Consider the following 22,526-nt stretch of genomic DNA (forward strand, 5'->3'; position numbering starts at 1 on the left):
CGCCACCAGGAGCTACGGCACATGTCAGATTCGACCCCTTCGACCTCATCGACTCCCACGCCCGAAGACAAACGCGCAGAACTGCGCCGTGCCGCCCTCGAGTACCACGAGTTTCCCGTTCCCGGCAAGATCGCCATCGCGGCGACCAAGCAGATGGTCAACCAGCGCGACCTGTCGCTGGCCTACTCGCCCGGCGTGGCCGCTCCCTGCGAGGAGATCGTCAAGGATCCCGCCAACGCCTTCAAGTACACCTCCCGCGGCAACCTCGTGGCCGTCATCAGCAACGGCACCGCCGTGCTGGGCCTGGGCGACATCGGTCCGCTGGCCTCCAAGCCGGTGATGGAAGGCAAGGGCGTCCTCTTCAAGAAGTTCGCCGGCGTCGACGTGTTCGACATCGAAATCGACGAGAAGGACCCGGCCAAGCTGGTGGACATCATCGCGTCGCTGGAGCCCACCTTCGGCGCCGTCAACCTGGAAGACATCAAGGCCCCCGACTGCTTCTACGTCGAGCGCGAGCTGCGCAAGCGCATGAAGATCCCGGTGTTCCACGACGACCAGCACGGCACGGCCATCACCGTGGCGGCCGCCATGGTCAACGGCCTGAAGGTCGCGGGCAAGAAGATCGAGGAAGTCAAGCTGGTCGCCTCGGGCGCCGGCGCCGCGGCGCTGGCCTGCCTGAACCTGCTGCTGAAGGTCGGCCTGAAGCGCGAGAACGTGTTCGTCACCGACCTGGCCGGCGTGGTCTACGAAGGCCGTACCGAGCTGATGGACGACGACAAGCGCCTGTTCATGCAGAAGACCGACGCCCGCACGCTCGCCGAGGTGATCGAGGGTGCCGACGTGTTCCTGGGCCTGTCGGCCGGCGGCGTGCTCAAGCCCGCCATGGTGGCGAAGATGGCCAAGCGCCCTGTGATCTTCGCGCTGGCCAACCCCAACCCCGAGATCGCTCCGGAAGACGCCCATGCGGTGCGCGACGACGTGATCATGGCCACCGGCCGCACCGACTACCCGAACCAGGTCAACAACGTCCTGTGCTTCCCGTACATCTTCCGCGGCGCCCTGGACTGCGGCGCGACGACGATCACCGACGAGATGGAGATCGCCGCGGTGCACGCCATCGCCGACCTGGCGCAGGCCGAGCAGAGCGAGCGCGTGGCCGCCGCCTACGTCGGTGAAAAGCTGTCCTTCGGCCCCGAATACCTGATTCCGAAGCCCTTCGATCCGCGCCTGATGATGAAGATCGCGCCGGCCGTGGCCAAGGCGGCGGAGGAAAGCGGCGTGGCGCAGCGCCCCATCAAGGACATGGACGCCTACCGCGACAAGCTGCAGAGCTTCGTCTACGCCTCGGGCACCACGATGAAGCCCATCTTCGAAGCCGCCAGGCGCGCGAGCAAGAAGCGCGTGGCCTATTCGGAGGGCGAGGAAGAGCGCGTGCTGCGCGCCGCCCAGATCGTGGTGGACGAGGGCGTGGCGCGCCCGACGCTGATCGGCCGGCCGGCCATCATCGCCCAGCGCATCGAGAAATTCGGCCTGCGCCTGAAGGAAGAACTGGACTACGACGTGGTCAACGTCGAGCAGGACCACCGCTACCGCGAGTTCTGGCAGACCTACCACCGCATGACCGAGCGCAAGGGCGTGACCGTGCAGGTCGCCAAGATCGAGATGCGCCGGCGCCTGACGCTGATCGGCTCGATGCTGCTGCACAAGGGCGAGGTCGACGGCCTGATCTGCGGCACCTGGGGCACCACGGCCAACCATCTGCACTACATCGACCAGGTGATCGGCAAGCGCCCCGGCGGCTGCGAAAGCACCCCGCAGGACGTGCCGGTGTACGCCTGCATGAACGGCCTGCTGCTGCCTGATCGCCAGGTCTTCCTGGTCGACACGCATGTCAACTACGACCCCTCGCCCGAGGAACTGGCCGAGATCACCACCATGGCGGCCGAGGAAATGATGCGCTTCGGCCTGAAGCCGAAGGCGGCGCTGCTGTCGCACTCCAACTTCGGCACCAGCAACGGCCCCAGCGCCATCAAGATGCGCAAGACGCTCGACCTGCTGCGCGTGCAGGCCCCCTGGCTCGAGGTGGACGGCGAAATGCACGGCGACGTGGCGCTGGACAGCAAGCAGCGCGCCGTCGTCATGCCGCACAGTGCGCTGGCGGGCGACGCCAATCTGCTGGTTTTCCCGAACATCGACGCGGCCAACATTTCCTACAACCTGCTCAAGACGGCGGCGGGCGGCAACATCGCCATCGGCCCGGTTCTGCTCGGTGCGGCCAAACCTGTGCACATTCTCACGGCGAGCGCGACTGTTCGGCGCATCGTGAACATGACAGCCTTGACCGTCGCCGACGCAAACGCGGAGAGATAGGCCATTTGGCGAGAGTGGCCGCCAACTTAAAAAGCCATTCGATACCCTCGCAACTGCTCAAACTTTGGGCAGTCGCTTGCTATTTTCGCCAGCGTGGTGCACACTCGCGGGCTTGAATTTGCGGGTTAACCCCGACGTTGATCGCCAATTCGAACCCCCCGCTCTTTTCTTGTGGTGCCCCATGGCGGCTTACGCCTCGATCACGTCCTCTGTCACAAAGTTTGCGCTCACCAGTCTGATGCTGGTCGCGTTGACGACGGGGGCCGAGGCCCGCGGATGGTTCGGCACCGGGAAAACGTCCGCCGAGGAAACGATCGCGCTGGCAGAGTTGCCGGCGCAGGGCCAGCAGACCTACCGCGCCATCCTCGATGGCGGCCCCTTCAGGTACGACAAGGACGGCACGGTGTTCGGCAATCGCGAGCGTCTTCTGCCGCCGGCACGCCGCGGCCACTACCGTGAATACACGGTGACGACGCCCGGTTCGCGCAACCGTGGTGCAAGGCGGATCGTCTGCGGCGGCGAGCAGCGCACCGCGCCCGAGGCCTGCTGGTACACCGCAGACCACTACGCGAGCTTCAGACGGATTGCGCCATGAGCGATGAAAACGACCTGAGCGGCGCCTCGAAGCGCCCCGAAGAAATGATGATGACTATGGAAAGACCAGCGGAGATGACCTTATCCCTTCGTGCCGTACGCCCGAACATCGTGCAATCGATCCGCGCGTTCCGCGTGAACGACCTGCAGGACGCAGCCAACGCGGCCGGCCAGCACTTCCTGTACGCCAACCTGGGCAACGCCCAGACCAAGCAGGACGTGCTCGACCTGATCGCGCAGCAGTTCACGTTCCCGGCCCACTTCGGGAAGAACTTCGACGCGCTGTACGACTGCATGACCGACCCGTTGCATAAATCGGGCCCGCAGCCGGGATTCGTCATCGTGCTGGAGCAGATCCCCGCCAACGCCAAGTTCGACAAGGAAGCCCGCGAGCAGCTGCTCGACATCTTCCGCGACGCCTCGGACTACTGGGGCGACCGCAAGGTCCCGTTCCGGTGCTTCTATTCTTTTCTGTAGCCCGTTCTGCATCCACCAGCCAAGCAGAACGGGCGAACGAGGCTCAGCCGAACGCTGAAACCCTCGATGGCATCGAAGTGAACACCGCGACGGCAGCAGCTGCTGCTGCCACCGAACCGGCCGGCGAAAAGATGCCGACCGACAAACTGGTCGACGTTTCGCCCCTGGCGCTGCGCATGAGCAGCCCCTTCAACGCAGGTTACTGGCTCGCCGCGGCCTGACCGACCTGCGCAAGGCTGCGCGGCAACCCCGCCCTGGCCAGTCCCGCTGAAAGAAAAAGCCCGTCACAGACGGGCTTTTTTCATGGGGCCACGGCCTGCGCCAGGGCCACGTATTCGGCCACCGGTACTTCCTCGGCCCGCCGCTGGGTGTCGAAGTCGCCGGCAAAGCCCTTCTCCTGCAGCCACTTGCCCAGCGTGTGGCGCAGCAGCTTGCGGCGCTGGCTGAAAGCCACCTGCACGATCTCACCCAGCAGCTGTGCGTCGACAGCCGGCGGCACCGCCAGCGGCACCATCCGCACCACGGCGCTGTCCACGCGCGGCGGCGGATCGAAGCTCTCCGGCGGCACGAACAGCACGTTCTCCATCTCGTAGCGCCACTGCAGCATCACGCTCAGGCGGCTGTAGTCCGAAGTGGCGGGCTTCGCCACCATGCGGTCGATCACTTCCTTCTGCAGCATGAAGTGCTGGTCGGCGACCAGGCCGGCGCAGCCCAGCAGATGGAACAGGATGGGCGTGGAGATGTTGTAGGGCAGGTTGCCCACCACGCGCAGCGGCTTGCCAGGAAACCTCGCGGCCAGTTGGGCGAAATCGACCTTGAGCACATCGGACTCGACCACGTCGAGCTGCGGATGCTCGCGCAGGCGCTTGGCCAGGTCGCGGTCGAGCTCGATCACGGCGAGGCGGCCCAGCCGCTCCACCAGCGGCTGCGTCAGCGCCGCGAGCCCCGGGCCGATCTCGACCATCGCATCGCCGGGCTGCGGCGCGATCTCGCGCACGATCGCATCGATGATCCCGCCGTCGGACAGGAAATGCTGCCCGAACCGCTTCCTGGCGATGTGCTGCGCCATGTCGTCAAGCCACCGTCGATGTGAAGAAAGGGATGCTGTGCCAGGAACACCGCGGAACCGGCTTTGCCGGGCCGCTGGTGTTGCCCCCTGCAAGGGGGTTGGCGAAGCGACACGAAGTGCGCGCAGCCTGGGGGTGTGCCATCAGGACTGCGGGGGCTCGCGGTACTCGACGTAGGCGCGCGCGCGCACTTCCTGCACCCAGGTGGTGAAGGCCTCTTCCACGCGCTGTTCGCGCAGCGCGGCGCGCGCGGCTTCGCGCTGTTCCGACTGGCTGAGCTTGGAGTCGCGACGGCCCACCACCTGGATCAGGTGGACGCCGAAGCGCGACACCACGGGGTCGCTGATCTGGCCCGGGGAGAGCCGGTCCATGGCTTCCTCGAACTCGGGCACGAACTGGCCCGGGCGCGACCAGCCGAGGTCGCCGCCGTCCTTGGCACTGCCGTCCTGCGAGTTGTCGCGGGCGAGGCCGGCGAAGTCGGCCGAGCCGGCCTGGATGCGGCGCTTGAATTCGGCCAGCTGCGCAACCGCCTGCGCCGTGGTGCGCTTGGGATCGTTGAGCAGCAGGATGTGGCGCACCTGCGTCTGGGTCACGGTGACGTCGCCCGAGCCGATCTGGGCCTTGGCCAGCACCTTGAGCACATGGAAACCCGCGCTGGAGCGCACCGGACCGGCGATGCCGTTCACGGCGGTCGACTGCGTGGCCTCGACGAACAGCGACGGATAGCGGTCGGCGCTGCGCATGCCGATGGCGCCGCCGTTGGCGCGGTCGGGCGAGTCGGAGTTCTCGCGCACAAGCTTGGCGAAGTCTTCGCCGGCACGGGCACGCTGGGCGACGTCCTGCGCCTTCTTCTGCGCGGTGGCCACCTGCGCGTCGGTGGCGTTCTCGGGAACGGCCACCAGCACCTGCGCGAGGTTCAGGTTCTCGAGTGCGGCATTCTTGACGGAGGTGTTGCGCTGGTCGCGCAGGTACTCGTCGGCCTCGGCGTCGCTGACCTTGACCTTCGCCTCGACCTCGCGGTCGCGCAGGCGCGTGAGCAGCAGCTGGTCGCGCAGGTCGTTGCGGAAATCCTGCTGCGCGATGCCTTCGGCAGCCACGCGGCGGCGCAGCTCGACCAGGCTGATCTCGTTCTGGCGCGCCACGGTCTGCTCGGCCTGGTCGATGGCCACTTCGTCGACCTTGATGCCGTTTTCCTTCGCGAGCTGGAGCTGCGCGCGCTCGGTGATCAGCCGCTCGAGCACGAGACGCGTGAGCTCACCGCGGGGAACGCGCTCGGCGTCGGGGTTCTCCTTGATCAGCCGCGACACGCGCGTCTGCACGTCGGTGTTGGTGATCGGCTCCGAATTGACCAGCGCGACGATGAACTCGGCCGAGCGCTGCACGGGCGCCGCCGCGGGAGCGGCGGCGGAGGGACGCGCAGCCGGCGGCCCCAGGCGCGGCCCGGCGCGCATGATGTCGGTGATGCCGGTACCGGGACGATAGCCCTGCGCCCCCGCCGTGGCGGCGATTGCCGCGAGACAGCCCAGGGTGATGATGGAACGGATGTGTTTCATTGCGTCGCTCAGTCAGTCGTCTCAGTCGTAATTGGTGAAGCGGCTCGGCGCTTCGCCCGGTTGGCGCAGGGGTTCGTAGCGCTGGATGTTCTGCCGCAGGGTCTGCATGGGGCTCGAGCCGATGCTGGAGAAACCGACGAATTCGAGCTGGAACATGATGCGGGTGTTCGCCGTCACCAGGCCCGTGGTGGTGCGCTGCAGCACCACGCGACCGATCCAGCAGCAGCCGTCGTACTCGAAGCCGAGCACGCCGTCCGTGAGCTTCTTGTCCTGCAGGCTGTAGTTGAGCCGGCCGACCGCGTACCAGCGTCCGCCGCCCTGGCCCTTGCCGGGGCCGAGGTTCTTGCCCTTGTCGCCCCACAGGTCGTTGATCGGCCACTGCCAGCCCACGTCGATCGACTTGTTGCCGTCGGTCGCCGTCGGGGTGGTGGGCGCCTGGTAGCGGAAGGCAGCGCTCAGGTTGTGGTACGGCTCGGGGTTGTAGCGCGCGCTGATGGCCGAACGCTCCGACTTGCGGGTGTCGGGGTTGTACTGGACGAGGGTGTCCAGGCTCCACTTGGGCGTCCAGTTGATCGTGGCGCCCAGCAGCAGGTCGCTCGCGCGGTCGGTCACCGGCGTGCCGCCCGGCAGCGTGACCTTCTGGTCGCTGAAGCGGAACCGCTGCGCGATGCCGAAGCGCGCGGCTTCGGCGCCGGTATCAGGATCGATCAGGCGGGAGGTCACGCCGAGCGTGAGCGCGTTGGTGTCCGAGATGCGGTCGCCGCCCGAGAACGCGTTCTCGGTGTAGATGGTCGCGAAGCTGAAGTCGTTGGCCGCCGAGTCGTAGTTCGGCAGCATGCTCTGGTTGCGGTACGGCGTGTAGACGTAGTACGCGCGCGGCTCCAGCGTCTGGCGGAAGGCGCGCCCGAAGTAGCTGGCGTCCCGCTCGAAGGTCAGGCCGCTGTCGAGGCTGAACGTCGGCACCACCCGGTTGCTGGAAGTCGGGAAGAAATACAGCGAACTCGGGTTGTAGACCTGACCGTTGACGTACTGGACGCCGTTGATCGTGAGCTTCGGGATGTCCGCCTGCGGCAGGTAGTAGTTGTACGAAGCCCCGTTCAGGATCAGCTTGGGAATGACGTACGTGCTCGGCGTGATGAACGGCCGGCTGATCGTGGCGACGGCCATGGCGCGGTCGCCGTCGGGCTGCGACTGCTGGGTGACGTCGTAGCCGAGCTGGCCCACCGCGAGCCTGTTCACGCGGAAGCGCGTGTAGTCCAGGTTCAGCGCGACGTCGAAGCCGTGCCAGTCGTACTTGTTGTAGTTGGCCGTGATCTGCGGCATCCGGTCGTACGCGGGCACGATCGGCGACAGGTTGTACTGCAGGTTCTGGTACTTCAGCGCCCGGACCATGCCGCTCCAGTCGCCCTTACTCCAGTTGAGCGATGCGTCGTTGGGCAGCTGGCGCTGCGCGAGCGACGGCGTGCGGGTGAAGTCGCGCCAGTAGTCGTTGTCGCTCACCCGGTTGATGTTGATGTTGGCCGACAGCGAATCGAGGCCCAGCGCCTTGGCGTCGAAGTCCTGGTGGTGATTGAGCCACAGGCCCCAGCGACGCGTGTTCTTGGGTGCGGGAGTCAGGCTGCTGGCGGTGATCTGCCCGTTCATCAGCTGCTGGAGCTGGCTGGCGCGCAGTTCGTTGTAGCGGTCGCCCACGAGGCGGTCGCTGCCCATCAGGTCGAAGCGGATCGTTCCCTTGTATTCCTTCTCGAGGTAGCGGAACTCGTTGCTGAAATTGATGCCGCGCTTGCTCATGATCGTCGGCGTGAACGTCGCGTCGCGGTTCGGCGCGATGTTCCAGTAGTACGGCTGCGCGATCTCGATGCCGTTGGTGTTGTCGATGCCGATGGTCGGCGGCAGCAGGCCGCTCTTGCGATCGTTCGACAGCGGGAAGCTCACGCTCGGAATGGGCGGCGTGGTGATGCCCATGAAGCTCAGGCGCGCGTTCTTGGCCACGCCCTCGTTTTCCTCGGTGTCGGTGGTGATCGAGGTCGCGGTCAGCAGCCAGGCCGGCATCCAGCCGGGGAAGTCCTCGCGGCGGCAGGTGGTGTAGGTGGCTTCGCGGGCGATCGACACGTTGGCGTCGACGAAGTCGATGCGCTTGGCCTCGCCGTGCGCCTCGTTCGCGAGGAACTTGTAGCGCACGTTGTTGAAGAAGCCCTCGAAGGTCTCGAGCTTGAGCTGCAGCTCGGGGCCTTCATAGATGTTGCCGGCCTGGTTGACCCGCACGTTGCCGGTGGCCTTGGCGCGGTCGTCGGGCTGGTAGTACTCGAGCCGGTCGGCGGTGATGGACACCGCGCCGCGCCGCAGCGTGGCATTGCCCTCGACCACGGTCTCGAGGTCGGGCCGGCCGGAGATGCGGTCGCCGGTGACCAGGCTGGGCATCTGGCTGCGATCGGCGGGCGTCAGGGTCTCGGTCAGCAGCGGCGTGCGCTTCAGCGTGAGCGGCCCCTCGAGGTTGCCGGCCGGCTGCGCGGACGCGCCATGCGCGTGCATCAGCGCCAGCGACAGGACTGCCAGCGGCAGCGGCGGCGGGCCGGAGCGCCGCAGGACGACACGACGTCGGCTCATCAGGCCTCCCGCCCGACGGTTCCGAGGGATGCCGGCGACTCTCCCGCGGAGAGCAGCGAGCGCACAAGGTGCCAAGCGTGGGGGCTTTGGGTCGTAGACATCGGTTCGGAACGAAAGGTCGTCGGGGACGGCGCGGCAGGCCGGCGGGTTGCAGGGGCCGGCGGCGATCCGCATCGGCCGGAGGCCGGCCAAAGGGGATTGCCGCGCCAGGCGGATTTGTAGAATCGATTATCCATGACAGCACCCCCGCCCCCGGCCGCATTGGCCCCAAGCCTCGCCGAACCCATTTCCTGGACCGATCCGCAGCGAGCCGAAGTGTTCAGGGCCTGGCTGGCAGCCATCGCGCCCGCCCACCGGTTGCTGCCCGAGACCGTGCGGCTCGCCTCCGTCGACGCGAGCTTCCGCCGCTACTTCCGCCTCGACACCACCGACCCGGCCGCGCCCACGCGCATCGTGATGGACGCCCCGCCCGAGAAGGAAAACAGCGCCCCCTTCGTCCAGGTGGCGCAGCTGATGGCCACCGCCGGCGTGCTCGCCCCCACGGTGCTCGAATGGGACAAGCCCAACGGCTTCCTCCTGCTCGACGACCTGGGCCGCCAGACCATGCTGGACGTGATCGACCCGGCCAGCCCCCGCGCCGCCCGCCCGCTCTACGACCAGGCCATCGACGCGCTGATCCGCTGGCAGCTGTCCTCCAAGCCCGGCGTGCTGCCGCCCTACGACCGAGCGCTGCTCGAACGCGAGCTGTCGCTCTTCCCCGAGTGGTACATCGGCCGCCACCGGGGCATCGCCGTCGAGGGCAAGCTGAAGGAGCGGCTCGACCGCAGCTTCAACCTGATCGTCGAGAGCAACCTCGCGTCGCCCTGCGTCTACGTGCACCGCGACTTCATGCCGCGCAACCTCATGGTCGGAGCAAGTGAGGCCCCCACGCTCGGCACTGGCGTGTCCTCGCTGCCCCCCGAGGGGGCGCTCGCCGCCTTGGGCGTGCTCGACTTCCAGGACGCGGTCTACGGCCCCATCACCTACGACATCGCCAGCCTGATGCGCGACGCCTTCCTGAGCTGGGACGAGGAGTTCGTGCTCGACATCACCGTGCGCTACTGGCAGGCGGCGCGCAAGGCCGGCCTGCCTGTCGACGAGGACTTCGGCGCCTTCTACCGCGCGGTCGAATGGATGGGCCTGCAGCGCCACCTGAAGGTCGCCGGCATCTTCGCGCGCCTCACGCTGCGCGACGGCAAGCCCAAGTACCTGGCCGACACGCCGCGCTTCATTGCCTACATCCGCGCCACCGCCAGCCGCTACACCGAGCTGACGCCGCTCTCGCGCGTGATCGACGAAGTCGAGGGCAACTCGGCCATCACCGGCTTCGCCTACGGCCGTGTCTGAAGGAAAACTGAAAAAACGCCACCCTGTGACGCCCGCGCAACGGTCGTTCGCAGCTATCGATTTCGTAGCATGCCGCGCTTTCACTGCTCCGTGCCCCTGAGCGCCGGCGCCAGCCTCGCGCTGCCGGCCGGCGCCGCCCGCCATGTGCAGGTGCTGCGGATGCAGCCCGGCGACGCGCTCACGCTGTTCGACGGCGCGGGCGGCGAGTACGCGGCCACGGTCGAGCGCATGGGCCGCAGCGACGTCTCGGTGACGGTCGGCGCGCACCTCGCCGTGGAGCGCGAGGCGCCGCGCGCCGTGCACCTCGCGGTCGGCATGCCGGCGAATGAACGCATGGACTGGCTGGTCGAGAAAGCCACCGAGCTCGGCGTGGCGAGCATCCAGCCGCTGGCCACGGCCCACGGCGTGCTGCGCCTGGCGGGCGAGCGCGCCGAGAAGAAGCGGGCGCACTGGGAAGCCATCGCGGTCGCGGCCTGCGAGCAGTGCGGGCGCAACCGCGTGCCGGCGATCCATCCGGTGCAGTCCTTTTCCGCCTGGCTCGAGACACAGGGCGGCCCCGAAGCTCCTGCAGCGCGCCTCATCCTGAGCCTCGCCGAGGGCACGCGAAGTCTCGCCGGCATCGGCGCGAACGGGCAGGGCGTGACCGTGCTGAGCGGCCCCGAGGGCGGCCTGAGCGCCGCCGAGGAGCAGCAGGCCATCGCCCGGGGCTTCGTCCCCGTCACCCTGGGCTCGCGCGTGCTGCGCGCCGAAACGGCGGCGCTGGCCGCGCTGGTGTCCCTGGCCGGCCTCTAGGCTCCGGACGGAAAGACCCGGAACGCCGTTCCGGTGAGTGTTTTCCGCGACGCGCGCGCGGAAAGCCTGGGAAACAATCGTTACTTCTTTAAGACAAAAGAAGGACTTTTGAGCCCATGTCCAAGCCGACCGGCCCGCTGCGCCTTGCTCCCCTTGTTCTTGCCGCGCTGCTGTGCGCCACGCAGGGCGCGCTCGCCCAGAGCCCGGCCGTCGCTCCGACGCCCGCGCAGGTCAGTCCGGAAGTCGACAGGGCCTACACCCAGCTCATGGCCTCGCCCGCCATCCAGAAGCTGCTGGATGCGGTCAAGGCCGACCATGAACGCTCGGTGGAAGACCTGAAGGCGCTCACCGAGATCGAGGCACCGCCTTTCAAGGAGCAGAAGCGCGCCGAGGCCTTTCTCGCGCGCATGAAGGCCTTCGGCCTGACCAGCGCGAAGATCGACGCCGAAGGCAACGTGGTCGGCGTGCGCAAGGGCACGGGCAACGGCCCGAAGCTGCTGATCTCGGCCCACCTCGACACCGTGTTCCCCGCCGGCACCGACGTGAAGGTGAAGGAGCGCGACGGCCGGCTCCACGCGCCGGGCATCGCGGACGACACGCGCGGACTGACCGTGCTGTTGTCCTGGCTCAAGGTGCTGAACGACAACAAGGTGCAGACGGTGGGCGACCTGATGTTCGTCGCCAACGTCGGCGAGGAAGAGCTCGGCAACCTGCGCGGCATGAAGGCGATCTTCCGCGACCACCTCGACATCGACGGCATGGTGGGGCTCGAGCCTTCGGCACCGGGCTCGGTGCTGGTGCTGGGCACCGCGAGCCATCGCTACGAGGTCACGTTCCAGGGGCCGGGCGGGCACAGCTTCGGCGCCTTCGGGCTGGTGCCCAGCGCGATCCACGGCATGGGCCGCGCCATCGCGAAGATCGCCGACATCCGCACGCCGAGCTTCCCGAAGACGACGTTCACGGTCGGCACGGTCGGCGGCGGCACTTCGGTCAACACCATCGCGCCGGATGCTCGCATGGCCATCGACATCCGCTCGGACGACATGGGCTCGCTGCTCGAGACCGAGAAGAAGATCCTGGCCGCCATCGACGAAGCCGTGGCCGAGGAGAACAAACGCTGGAACGTGAGCACGCTGGGCGTGAGCATCAGGCTCATCGGAGAGCGCCCCGGCGGCCGCACGCCGCCGGACTCGGCGATCGTCGAGGCCGCGGTCCGCTCGAACGCGGCCTTCGGCCACAAGACGCTGCTGCGCGGCGGCAGCACCGACGCCAACGTGCCGATCTCGCTGGGAGTGCCGGCCATCATCGTGGGCGGGGGCGGCAAGGCCTCTGGATTCCACTCGCTGAACGAGTCCATTGACATGACAGATGCATGGAAAGGCGCGCAGAATTCGCTGGTCACCGTGCTCGGCCTGGTGGGCGTGCAGGGGGTCAGTCCCGCGTTGCTCACCAAACGGACGGCGCGTACCAAGTAATTTGTCACGTTGCCAGTTCGAAAGTGGCGTGCCACTTTCGACTTACGGTCTGCGGCATTTAACAATGCTGACGGTTCTGTCACACACCAAGGAAACAGCCATGGGATTGCTCGATTCGGTACTCGGTCAAGTGCTCGGAGGAGCTGCGCAACAGCAGCAACCGCAAGGTGGAGGCCTCGGCGGATTGGGCGATCTGGGAGGCCTGGCCGGCGCGCTGGGCGGCCTGCTCGCCAACAACGGCAGCGTGGGCGGCCTCGGCGGCCTGGTCGCGAAGTTCGAGCAGGCCGGCATGGGCGACGTCATCGGCTCGTGGATCGGCAAGGGAGAAAACCAGCCCGTCTCGGGCGACCAGCTGCAGAACGCACTGGGCAGCGACACCATCGCGTCCATCGCGTCCAAGCTCGGCATCAACGCGCAGACGCTGCTGCCGATGCTGGCCACCATGCTGCCGGCGCTCATCGACCAGCTCACGCCGCACGGCAAGATTCCCGACCAGGGCCTCGGCAACCACGACGACCTGCTGGGCTCGCTCAGCGGTCTGCTGCAAGGCAAGCAGTCCTGACCCGGACTGCCTTCTCCAGAGTTCAGGCGCCCGCGAGGGCGCTTTTTTTTGCCCCGCGCGTGTTGGCCGACAATCCCTGCGGCATCAACGGAGAGCAATGGCATGGCGGGCAGTCGCAAGTCGAAGGAAGAAGAAGAGAAGAAAGAGGGCGGCCTGGACGCGCGACCCGACGGCAAGGTGCGGTGGTCCAAGGCCATGCGCGAGGCGCTCGCGCGGTTCAACGACCGGCCCTGCGGCCAGTGCGGCGGCTCGCTCTCCGACGAGCGCAGCCTGGCCGACAGCCTCGACTTCTTCCGCCGCCACCGCTCCAGCTTCTATCCGCCGCGCGCCGCGCGGCTGCGCATGCTCGAGATGCACGGCGCCGCGGCGGCCGAGCTGCTCTTCGAGCCCTCGCCGCACAAGGAAGCCGTTACCGATCTGCTGGCCATCCATGACGCGGAGGTGGTGCGCTTCTTCGTGGCCCAGGTCAAGCAGATCGACTGCAAGAACGCGCTCGTCAAACAGGCGGCCCGCTGGCCTCTTTTCGTGCTGCGCGAGCTGCTGTCGGCGAACCCGGCGCGGCACCAGGCCGGCGCGGCGCTGATCCTGGAACTGCTGGCCGCAAACCCCGAGTGGCAGAAGCCGCTCGAAGCCTCCTGCGACGAGGCCCAGCGCAAGACGCTCGCGCGGCTGCAGGAAGACAGCTCCGGCGGCGTGGCCGATGCCCCGGCCGATACCTGGCCCGCGCTGCTGCGCCGCCCGCCATGGAAGAACCGGCAGGCGCTGCCCGTCATCCCGGTGCTGGCGCTGCAGCCGCTGCCTCCTGTGGCGCGGCTGCACTGGGCCGACCTGAAGCCGCCGCAATACCTGCAGGCCACGGGCGAGTCGTCCGACTGGATGACGCGCGAAGTGCGCGTCTCGCGCGAGCGATCGGACCAGTGGATGAAGGAGTTCGCGCGCAACCAGCCCGATGCCCCCGACTCGATCCGCGAGGGCAGCAGCGCGCACAAGGCACTGTGGATGCTGGGCCTGCGCCCCGAGCTCATCAACGACACGATCGCCGGCCGCCACGAGATCGCCGGCCCCGAGGACTTCGGCCAGCTGCCGGGCTCGCGCTGGGGCGTCGCCGAATACATCTGGCAGCTGCCCGCGCCGCTGGCCGTCGCGGCGTTCACGCACGGGCCGGCCGTCGAGCACTTCATGGGCGACGTGGCGCGCGTGCGGCCCATCCTCCATGCCCTCGGCGCGGATGCGCTGCCAGGGCTGCCGCGTTTCCTCAAGCAGGGCTCGCGCGCGATGTTCGAGCTGGCGTCGGTCATCGAGTGGGATCCGCTCGCCGGCTGGATCGCCAAGGGCTTCCACACCAACCGCTGGGTGCGGCGCGAGGCGACCGGCTGGCTGGAGCGCTATCCGGATGCGGCCGCGCGCGGCCTCGTTCCCATCGCGCTGGGCGAGCCCGGCCCCGCGCACGAATCGGCCCAGGCCGCGTTGCGCTGGCTGCACGACACGGGCCACGCCGACGCGGTGCGCACGCAGGCGCTCGCCTACGGTGCCAAAGCCGCCGGCGCGGTGACGCAGCTGCTGTCCATCGCACCCGAGGACGTGCTGCCCGACAGCCTGCCCGTCGTGCCGAAGACGCTGCCCCTGCAATCGCTGCCCCGCCTGATCCTCAAGGAAGGCGGCCTCGCGCTGCCGCAGGCCGTGGTGCCCGACGTGCTGATGGCGATGATGCTCGGCAAGGCCGACGCACCCTATCCGGGGCTCGCCCCGCTGCTGGACGCGCTCGCGCCCGACGCGCTGGCGCGCTTCGGCCGCGCGCTGCTGGCCTGGTGGATCGGCAACGGCCGGCCGCCCAAGGAACGCTGGATGTTCGCGCTGCAGGGCCGCCTCGGCGACGGCGAAACCGCGCGCCAGCTCTACAGCCTGCTGCGCCAGTGGCGTGCGGGGCTCGACCGCGTGCGCGCCTACGACGCGATGGCGATGCTCGGCGAGATCGGCAGCGACGCCGCGCTGATGCACCTGGCCGAACTCTCGCGCCAGACCCGCTACGACGACCTGCGCACCCGCGCCGACCGCATGCTCGGCGAAGTGGCCGAGCAGCGCGGCCTGAGCCTCGACCAGCTGGCCGACCGCACCGTGCCCGACCTCGGCCTCGACGCCCGCGCGCGGCTCACGCTCGATTTCGGCTCGCGCAGCTTCGAGGTGCGCATGGATGACGGCTTCCAGCCCGTGGTGCACGACGCCAGGGGCAAGGCGCTGAAGACGCTGCCCAAGGCCGGCGCGAACGACGATGCCGGCAAGGCAGCCGCCGCGGCGACCCAGCTCAAGGAACTGCGCAAGCTCGCGAAGACCGTCGCCGCCACGCAGATCAGGCGGCTGGAGGCCGCGATGTGCGCGCAGCGGCGCTGGGGCCCCGACGAATTCATGCCCTTCTTCGCCAACCACCCGGTGCTGCGGGTCTTCAGCCGGCCGCTGGTCTGGGGGCTGTTCGACGCATCCGACAGGCTCCAGGGCACCTTCCGCGTCACGGCCGAAGGCGAACTGACGGAGCTTCACGACGACCCGGTGAAGCTGCCCGACGACGCGCGCATCGGCCTGCCGCATCCGCTGGACTTCGCCGCGCTCGACGCGTCGCTCGCGGCCGCATGGGCCGCCGTGCTGGCCGACTACGAGATCCTGCAGCCCTTCGAGCAGCTGGGGCGCCAGTCCTTCATGCTCGACGAGGCGCTGCGCGAACGCCGCGAGCTTGCGCACTGGGCCGGCCGCGCGGTGTCGAACGCCGCCCTCATGGGCCTGGAAACGCGCGGCTGGCAGCGCGAGGTGGGCGACGGCGGCATGGTGAACAGCTTCAACAAGGCGCTGCCCGGCAGCGGACGCATCTGCCTCGTGCTGGAGGAGGGCTGGTTCGTGCAGGACAGCCCCGACGGCAAGGAACTGCAGACCGTGCGCGGGGTAGTGCTCGACGGCAAGGAAGGCACGCTCGGCGAGCTGCCGCCCATCGCCTTCAGCGAGATCGAGCGCGACCTGCAGCGCGCGATACGGGAGACAGCGCCATGAACCGCAACCTGTGGCTGCTCGCCATCTGCCAGGGCCTGCTGCTGACGAACAACGTCACCTTCATCGCCATCAACGGGCTGGTGGGCCTGGCCATCGCGCCGCACGGCTGGATGGCCACGCTGCCGGTGATGAGCTACGTGATCGGCGGCGCGCTCTCCACCGGGCTGGTGGCGCGCACGCAGCAGCGCTTCGGCCGGCGCGGCTCGTTCCAGACCGGGCTGGCGGTGGCGCTGGTGTCGGCCCTGCTGTGCTGCTTCGCCGCAGTCACGAGGAACTTCTGGCTGCTGTGCTTCGCCACGGTCATCGCGGGCTATTACAACGCCAACGCCGGGCTCTACCGCTTCGCCGCGGCCGAGCTGGCGGCGCCGGAGTGGCGCGAGAAGGCGGTGTCGATGGTGATGGCCGGCGGGCTGATCGGCGCCGTGGCCGGGCCCAACCTCGCGAAGGCCACGCGCGAGGCCTTCGCCGTGCCCTTCGCCGGCGCCTACATCGCGCTGGCCGCGGTGGCGCTGCTGTCGATGGCGGTGATGCACTTCATCGCATTCCCGCCCGCGCCCTCGCGCAAGGAATCGGGCGGCGGGCGCTCGCTGGCGGAGATCGCGCGGCAGCCGGTGTTCATCGTGGCGGCCGCGGCGGGCGCGCTGGGCTACGGCGTGATGAACCTGCTGATGGCCGCGACGCCGATCGCGATGCAGATCTGCAGCCTGCCGTTCTCCGACGCCGCGCTGGTGCTCGAATGGCACGTGATCGGCATGTTCGCGCCGGGCTTCTTCACCGGCCACCTGATCCGCCGCTTCGGCGTGCTGCCGGTGATGGGCGCGGGGCTGCTGCTCAACCTCGGCTGCATCGCCATCGCGCTCTCGGGCGTGGAACTGCATCACTTCATCGTGGCGCTGTTCCTGCTGGGCGTGGGCTGGAACTTCCTCTTCACCGGCAGCACCACGCTTTCGCTCACGGCCTACGCGCCCGAGGAGCGCGACCGCGCGCAGGGCGCGCTCAACTTCTGCGTGTTCGCCACGCTGGCGCTGACCTCGTTCGCCTCGGGCGTGCTGGTGACCACGCAGGGCTGGCGGCTTCTGAACTTCGGCTCGCTGGTGCCAGTGGTGCTGACGGGCGCTGCGCTGCTCTGGCTGGCGCGCCGCATGCGCGCCGTCAGGCCAGCGGCGGAAAGCGCCGGTTGAGCCAGCGCTGCAGGGCTTCGAAGACCGGATCGGCTTCGAGCTCGTTGAAGATCTCGTGGTACAGCGTGTCGAAGCAGTGCGCCTCGACCTTGCCGCCCGGCGCGGTGGCCGCGGCGAAGGCACGGCTCGCGGCGGGCCGCACGAGGCGGTCGTCGCCGGCGTAGAGCAGCAGCGTCGGCACGGGCCAGTTCGGGGCCTGTCGCAGCACGGTCTCGCCTTCGTACGCGAGGAAGCGCGCGAGGCGCCCGCCGATGCGGTCGTGCGTGAGCGGATCGTCGCGGTAGGCCTGCACCACGGCCGGATCGTGCGAGAGGAAGTTGTCGTCGAGGCCGTTGCCCACGCGAAGGCCGGGCGCGATGCGCGGCAGCACCGCGAGCAGCGTCTTCTGGAAGCCGCTCAGGCCCGGGTCGAGCCCCGGCGAGGACAGCACCAGCGCGTTGACGTGCCGCACGCCGCGCGCGACGAGGCTCGCCACGACCAGCCCGCCCAGGCTGTGGCCCAGCAGCACCACCGGCAGGCCGGGGTTCTCGCGGCGCGCATCGTCGATGACCAGCGCGAGGTCGTCCACCAGCCGCAGTTCGCTCGGCAGGCCGCCGCGCGGGCCGCTGGATTCGCCGTGCCCATAGTGGTCGTGCGCCCACACCGCGAAGCCCCATTCGTGCAGGCATTCGGCCAGCCCGTGGTAGCGGCCCGCGTGCTCGCCGAGCCCGTGGACCACGACGACCACGGCACGCGCCAGGCCGGGCGCCGGCAGCCGGCGCAGTGCGAGCGTCTCGCCGTCGGGCGTGGACAGCGACACGCGCTGCGGCAGAGGCAGCGCCTCGCTCAAGCGGCCACCGGCTCCGATGCTGCTGCGCGATGCGCGGCCGGCAATGCGGCGATCACTTCGGCCACGGCCGCGGTGAGCTTCTTGGCGTAGGGCACATGCAGGAACTCATTGGGGCCGTGCGCGTTGCTCTTTGGGCCGAGCACGCCGCAGACCATCATCTGCGCCTTCGGGAAGCCGGCGCTGAGCATGTTCATCAGCGGAATGGTGCCGCCCTGGCCGATGTAGCCGCAGGAGGCGCCGAAGTGCGCGCGCGAAGCCTTGTTGAGCGCGTCCTCGAACCACGGCGTGATGGTGGGTGCGTTCCAGCCGGTGGCGCCGCCGTTGCTCTCGAAGGTCACGCGGGCCTGGTAGGGCGCGTTGTCCTCGAGCAGCGTCTTGAGGTTCTGCACGGCCTCGGCCGCGTCGACCAGCGGAGGCAGGCGCAGCGACAGCTTGAATGCGGTGTAGGGACGCAGCACGTTGCCCGCGTCCTTCAGCGCCGGGAAGCCTTCGGCGCCGGTCACCGACAGCGTGGGCTTCCAGGTGCGGTTGAGCAGGGCCTCGACCGGGTCGGTGGTGGTGGGCAGCGCGAACACGGTCGAGCCGCCGCAGTCGTAGTGCGCCCACGGGAAGCGCTTGTAGACCTCTTCGCCGAGGATGGCGGCGGTGGCCTTGGCCTGCGCCAGCCGGTCGGCCGGCACCTCGCAGTGGAAGCTCGCGGGCAGCAGGCGGCCGGTGGCGCTGTCTTCCAGGCGGTCGAGCACCTGCCGCATGATGCGGAAGCTCGAGGGCACGAGGCCCGAGGCGTCGCCCGAGTGGATGCCTTCGGTCAGCACCTCGACCTTGAGCGTGCCGCTGGCCATGCCGCGCAGCGAGGTGGTGAGCCACAGCTGGTCGTAGTTGCCGGCACCGGAGTCGAGGCAGATCACCAGCTCGACGTTGCCCAGGCGCGGACGCAGCGCGTCGACATACGGCAGCAGGTCGTAGGAGCCGCTTTCCTCGCAGGTCTCGATCAGGCCCACGATGCGCGGGTGCGCCGCGCCCTGGCTCTTGAGCGCCTGCAGCGCGGCGATGCTGGCGTACACCGCGTAGCCATCGTCGGCACCGCCGCGGCCGTAGAGCAGGCCGTTCTCGTACTTGGGCGTCCAGGGACCGAGGTCGTTGCGCCAGCCGGTGAACTCGGGCTGCTTGTCGAGGTGGCCGTACATCAGCACGGTCTCGCCCATGTCGGTGCCGGAGGCCGGCACTTCGAAGAACAGCACCGGCGTGCGGCCCTCGAGGCGCACGATCTCGAGCTTCAGGCCCTCGACCTTCTGCGCCTCGACCCAGGCGGCGGCGTTGCGCAGCACGGTCTCGAGGTAGCCGTTGGCCGACCAGTCCTTGTCGAAGCCGGGCGACTTGGCCGGGATGCCGATGTAGTCGGTGAGTTGCTTGACGATGTCGCCGTCCCATCGGGCGGTGACGTCGGACAGGGCGCGCTCGGCGTCGAGCGTGCCGGCGGGCATTTCGCGGTGCAGGGGGGCGTTCATCGGTGGGTTCTCCGCGGGTGACGAAAGAAAGGACGCATTTTGCGCCTTGGAGCGACCGCGCGTAGAGTGCGGGCGATCTCAACCCGGAGGGCCACGTGAGCAAGGCAAACATCAAGGTGGGCATCGGCGGCTGGACCTACGAGCCCTGGCGCGACAACTTCTACCCCAAGGGGCTCGCGCACGCCAAGGAGCTGAACTACGCGAGCCGCAAGGTCAGCGCCATCGAGATCAACGGCACCTACTACAGCACCTTCAAGCCCGAGACCTTCCGGAAGTGGCACGACGACACGCCCGACGACTTCATGTTCTCGATGAAGGCCTCGCGCTTCGCGACCAACCGCAAGCTTCTTTCGGGCGCGGGCGATTCCATCAAGCGCTTCATCGACAGCGGCGTGGCCGAGCTGGGCGACAAGCTGGGGCCGATCGTGTGGCAGTTCATGCCGACCAAGCAGTTCGATGCGGAGGACTTCGAGGCTTTTCTCGCGCTGCTGCCGAAGAAGGAGGGCAGCCGCGTGCTGCGGCACGTGATGGACGTGCGGCACGAGAGCTTCATCGTGCCCGCCTACAAGGCGCTAGCGAAAAAGTACAAGGTGTCGACGGTGTTCACAGACGCCGACAAGTTTCCGTCCTTCGAGGAACCCGAAGGCGATTTCGCCTATGCGCGGCTCATGATGGCCGACGCCAAGCTGAAGGCGGGCTATGCGCCGAAGGCGCTCGACACATGGGCCGAACGCGCGCAGGGCTGGGCCGTGTCGCCCAAGAAGCGCGACGTGTTCGTCTACTTCATCAACGGCGCCAAAGAAAAGGCACCGGCCGCGGCCGGTGCCTTGCTGGAGCGTCTTGGCTGGACCCCGCCTGCCGTGTAAGGAAAGAGCGCCTGCGGGCGCCGCCGGGCCGCTCCCAGGGCGGCCCGCGCCTCCCCCTCGGGGGTGGAGTTACACGCAGCGAAGCGGAGCGAAAAGCCGGGGGGCCGACTTCAGGCAGCGGCTTGGAGAGTGGTCTTGGCGCCGAAGCCGATCTCGCCGGAGATCTGGCCGCCTTCCTCGATCACGATCTTGCCGTAGCGGATCTTGCCGGTGACCTTGCCGGTCGAGTGGATGACGAGCTTCTCGCGCACGGTGAGGCTGCCGTCGAACACGCCGCGGATCTCGGCGATGTCGATCTCGGCCGAGCCCTTGAACGCGCCCTGTTCGGCGATCTGCATCAGGCGCGAGTCCATGGTGGCTTCGACCAGGCCTTCGACCACGAGCGTGTCGCAGTCCGTGATCTCCACGCCCTTGAGCTTGATGTTCGGGCCGACGGTGAGCTTGCTGCCGCCTTCCTTCGCCGGCGCGTTCGCCGCCGCAGCATTCAGGCCGCCTTGCTGTGCGGTGAGCGAAGAGGGATTGACGGGGGTTCCGGAGAGGTTGGTGCCCGAGCCGACGAGCGGCGCGGGGCGCGATGTCAACGAGTCGGTGTCTCGATCACGCTTGCCGAAGAAGGGGGACTGTGTAGCCAAAGGGGAGCTCCTCAAGAAAGGGGACTATCGTAAGAACGCACTCACGGCCTGCGGCACTTCATTGCGCAATAAGCGTAACTGAATAAGTCGATCGCGCACATGACAATGTGGCGCCATGACCCGTCCGAACGCCGCATCTCCTTCCGACACGCACGCTTCGCGCGCCATCTCGTCCACCACGGACTCGCGCTTCGACAAGCCCGCGCACGGCTGGCGGCGCACTCTCTTCACGGTGATCTTCGAGGCCGACACGCGCGCGGGCCTGATGTTCGACCTGGCGCTGATCGCGGTGATCGTGACCAGCGTGCTGGTGGTGATCCTGGACAGCGTGCAGTCCATACGCGAGCAGTGGCGCTCGGTCTTCAACGTGCTCGAATGGGTGTTCACCATCCTCTTCACGCTGGAGTACATCGCACGGCTGTGCTGCGTGAACAAGCCGCTGCGCTATGCGCTGAGCTTCTACGGCGTGATCGACCTGCTCGCGCTGCTGCCGACCTTCCTCGTGGTCTTCGCGCCGGAGATGGGGCTGGGCTACCTCATCGACGTGCGCGTGCTGCGTCTGCTGCGCGTATTCCGCATCTTCAAACTATCGCGTTACTCGGCGGAGTACCGCGCGCTGGTGTCGGCCGGTGGCGGCGAGCCGGCGAAAGATCACCGTGTTCGTCGGCTTCGTGATCCTGGTGGTGCTTGTGATGGGCACGCTGATGTACGTGGTCGAGGGGCCGCAGCACGGCTTCACGAGCATTCCGGTGGCGATCTACTGGGCGATCTCGACCATGGCCACCGTGGGCTTCGGCGACCTCGTGCCCAAGACCGACCTGGGCCGCGCGATCGCCTCGGTGATGATGCTCGTGGGCTGGGGCGTGCTCGCGGTGCCGACCGGCATCGTGACCGCCGAGATGGCACGACGCGGCACCGACGACGAATCTGCCGCGGTGCCGCTGGCTCCGCGCGGCATTCTCGCGATGGCGGAGCCGGCACCCGCGGTACCGGCGAAGAGGCTCACTCCTGCAGCCAGGCGACGCGCCCTTGCGCAGCATCGCCGAGGCGCGCGATGAAGGCATCGGCATCGGGCTCGGGCAGCGAGAAGGCGAAGGCCACGTCGTCGCCGTGCTCCACGGCCTCGAGCACCGCGCCGGCGGCCGCGAGTTCGCGACGCACCAGTCCTTCGAGCGCGTAGGGCACCGAGCACCGGAGGCTGCGCTGGCGCAGCAGCGGCACCAGCGTGGCGCCGAGCAGGGCCTGCGCGACCGCATCCGTGTAGGCCCGCACGAGGCCGCCCGCGCCCAGCTTCACGCCGCCGAAGTAGCGCACCACGGTCGCGAGCGCGCCTTCGACCTGCTGGTGGCGCAGCACTTCAAGCATCGGCCGTCCCGCGGTGCCGCCGGGCTCGCCGTCGTCGTTCGCGGCCGACTGGCCGCCGGCCATGAGGGCCCAGCACACGTGCGCGGCCGCAGGGTGCTCGGCGCGAAGGGAGGCGACCACGGCCAGTGCCGCGGCGCGATCGGCCACAGGCTGCACGCAGCCGATGAAGCGGCTCTTCTTGATGACGAGCTCGCTGTGGACCGGCTGTGCGAGCGTGAAGCTCATG

The 22,526-nt window shown here is 68.5% G+C and carries 18 protein-coding genes and 1 pseudogene; 12 read left to right on the forward strand and 7 right to left on the reverse strand.

What is annotated here, in order from left to right; translation table 11 throughout:
* The first annotated feature begins 21 nt into the window (after positions 1 to 21).
* The 4 genes from ABL840_RS38910 to ABL840_RS38925 all read left to right on the forward strand — a co-directional run bounded on the left by ABL840_RS38910 (position 22) and on the right by ABL840_RS38925 (position 3,662).
* Positions 22 to 2,370 carry an NADP-dependent malic enzyme gene (locus ABL840_RS38910; protein WP_093195848.1) on the forward strand — a complete coding sequence of 783 codons (2,349 nt, stop codon included), beginning with the start codon at positions 22 to 24 and terminating at the stop codon, positions 2,368 to 2,370.
* A gap of 181 nt (positions 2,371 to 2,551) precedes the next feature.
* Positions 2,552 to 2,965, forward strand: a complete 414-nt coding sequence (locus ABL840_RS38915; RefSeq protein WP_093195847.1) for a ribonuclease domain-containing protein — start codon at positions 2,552 to 2,554, stop codon at positions 2,963 to 2,965.
* Between the two features lie 50 nt (positions 2,966 to 3,015).
* Positions 3,016 to 3,441 carry a barstar family protein gene (locus ABL840_RS38920; protein ID WP_086011111.1) on the forward strand — a complete coding sequence of 142 codons (426 nt, stop codon included), beginning with the start codon at positions 3,016 to 3,018 and terminating at the stop codon, positions 3,439 to 3,441.
* Complete coding sequence (locus ABL840_RS38925; protein WP_143042914.1) at positions 3,420 to 3,662, forward strand: hypothetical protein; 243 nt, start codon at positions 3,420 to 3,422, stop codon at positions 3,660 to 3,662. The genes ABL840_RS38920 and ABL840_RS38925 overlap by 22 nt, the downstream gene beginning before the upstream one ends.
* An 80-nt stretch (positions 3,663 to 3,742) precedes the next feature.
* Here ABL840_RS38925 and rsmA read toward each other — a convergent pair whose 3' ends face one another.
* The 3 genes from rsmA to ABL840_RS38940 all read right to left on the reverse strand — a co-directional run bounded on the left by rsmA (position 3,743) and on the right by ABL840_RS38940 (position 8,668).
* A complete protein-coding gene (gene rsmA, locus ABL840_RS38930) occupies positions 3,743 to 4,510 on the reverse strand; it encodes a 16S rRNA (adenine(1518)-N(6)/adenine(1519)-N(6))-dimethyltransferase RsmA (protein WP_093300306.1) in 768 nt (255 codons plus the stop codon).
* 141 nt (positions 4,511 to 4,651) lie between these two features.
* Positions 4,652 to 6,061, reverse strand: coding sequence for a peptidylprolyl isomerase (locus ABL840_RS38935; protein ID WP_093300307.1), 1,410 nt, complete (start codon positions 6,059 to 6,061; stop codon positions 4,652 to 4,654).
* 21 nt (positions 6,062 to 6,082) lie between these two features.
* Positions 6,083 to 8,668: an LPS-assembly protein LptD gene (locus ABL840_RS38940; RefSeq protein WP_093195844.1), complete on the reverse strand. Its 2,586-nt coding sequence runs from the start codon at positions 8,666 to 8,668 to the stop codon at positions 6,083 to 6,085.
* Positions 8,669 to 8,902: 234 nt separating this feature from the next.
* Between ABL840_RS38940 and ABL840_RS38945 the strand changes: the two genes are divergently transcribed.
* From ABL840_RS38945 to ABL840_RS38970, 6 genes are all read left to right on the forward strand, one after another.
* Positions 8,903 to 10,054 carry a phosphotransferase gene (locus ABL840_RS38945; protein WP_093300309.1) on the forward strand — a complete coding sequence of 384 codons (1,152 nt, stop codon included), beginning with the start codon at positions 8,903 to 8,905 and terminating at the stop codon, positions 10,052 to 10,054.
* A 69-nt stretch (positions 10,055 to 10,123) separates the two neighbouring features.
* Positions 10,124 to 10,846, forward strand: a complete 723-nt coding sequence (locus tag ABL840_RS38950) for a 16S rRNA (uracil(1498)-N(3))-methyltransferase (protein WP_093300310.1) — start codon at positions 10,124 to 10,126, stop codon at positions 10,844 to 10,846.
* 116 nt (positions 10,847 to 10,962) lie between these two features.
* Positions 10,963 to 12,321: a M20/M25/M40 family metallo-hydrolase gene (locus tag ABL840_RS38955; protein ID WP_093195841.1), complete on the forward strand. Its 1,359-nt coding sequence runs from the start codon at positions 10,963 to 10,965 to the stop codon at positions 12,319 to 12,321.
* A gap of 100 nt (positions 12,322 to 12,421) precedes the next feature.
* On the forward strand, positions 12,422 to 12,883 hold the full coding sequence (locus tag ABL840_RS38960) for a YidB family protein (RefSeq protein ID WP_093300312.1): 462 nt from the start codon (positions 12,422 to 12,424) through the stop codon (positions 12,881 to 12,883).
* 102 nt (positions 12,884 to 12,985) lie between these two features.
* The gene (locus ABL840_RS38965; protein WP_093300313.1) at positions 12,986 to 15,919 is read left to right on the forward strand and encodes a DUF4132 domain-containing protein; all 2,934 of its coding nucleotides are present in this window, start codon (positions 12,986 to 12,988) and stop codon (positions 15,917 to 15,919) included.
* Positions 15,916 to 17,100 (forward strand): MFS transporter, encoded by a 1,185-nt coding sequence (locus ABL840_RS38970; protein WP_093300314.1) that lies wholly within the window; start codon positions 15,916 to 15,918, stop codon positions 17,098 to 17,100. Before ABL840_RS38965 ends, ABL840_RS38970 begins: the two co-directional genes overlap by 4 nt.
* Here the strand turns inward: ABL840_RS38970 and ABL840_RS38975 are convergent.
* Both ABL840_RS38975 and ABL840_RS38980 read right to left on the reverse strand, forming a co-directional pair.
* Complete coding sequence (locus ABL840_RS38975) at positions 17,072 to 17,929, reverse strand: alpha/beta hydrolase (protein WP_093300315.1); 858 nt, start codon at positions 17,927 to 17,929, stop codon at positions 17,072 to 17,074. The genes ABL840_RS38970 and ABL840_RS38975 overlap by 29 nt on opposite strands.
* Positions 17,926 to 19,437 carry a M20 family metallopeptidase gene (locus ABL840_RS38980; RefSeq protein ID WP_093195837.1) on the reverse strand — a complete coding sequence of 504 codons (1,512 nt, stop codon included), beginning with the start codon at positions 19,435 to 19,437 and terminating at the stop codon, positions 17,926 to 17,928. The genes ABL840_RS38975 and ABL840_RS38980 overlap by 4 nt, the downstream gene beginning before the upstream one ends.
* Positions 19,438 to 19,532: 95 nt before the next feature.
* Here ABL840_RS38980 and ABL840_RS38985 point away from each other — a divergent pair, with 95 nt between their 5' ends.
* Positions 19,533 to 20,303 carry a DUF72 domain-containing protein gene (locus tag ABL840_RS38985; protein WP_093300316.1) on the forward strand — a complete coding sequence of 257 codons (771 nt, stop codon included), beginning with the start codon at positions 19,533 to 19,535 and terminating at the stop codon, positions 20,301 to 20,303.
* Between the two features lie 110 nt (positions 20,304 to 20,413).
* On the opposite strand, the gene ABL840_RS38990 is transcribed toward ABL840_RS38985, so the two are convergent.
* A complete protein-coding gene (locus ABL840_RS38990; protein WP_093195835.1) occupies positions 20,414 to 20,935 on the reverse strand; it encodes a bactofilin family protein in 522 nt (173 codons plus the stop codon).
* A 115-nt stretch (positions 20,936 to 21,050) separates the two neighbouring features.
* On the opposite strand from ABL840_RS38990, the pseudogene ABL840_RS38995 reads away from it, so the two are divergent.
* Positions 21,051 to 21,993, forward strand: a pseudogene (locus ABL840_RS38995) (ion transporter).
* Here ABL840_RS38995 and ABL840_RS39000 read toward each other — a convergent pair.
* Complete coding sequence (locus tag ABL840_RS39000; protein ID WP_093300317.1) at positions 21,938 to 22,525, reverse strand: IMPACT family protein; 588 nt, start codon at positions 22,523 to 22,525, stop codon at positions 21,938 to 21,940. The pseudogene ABL840_RS38995 and the gene ABL840_RS39000 sit on opposite strands and share 56 nt — an antisense overlap.
* Position 22,526: the final 1 nt, after the last annotated feature.

The sequence above is a fragment of the Variovorax sp. NFACC27 genome (assembly GCF_048301545.1).
Lineage (GTDB): Bacteria > Pseudomonadota > Gammaproteobacteria > Burkholderiales > Burkholderiaceae_C > Variovorax > Variovorax gossypii.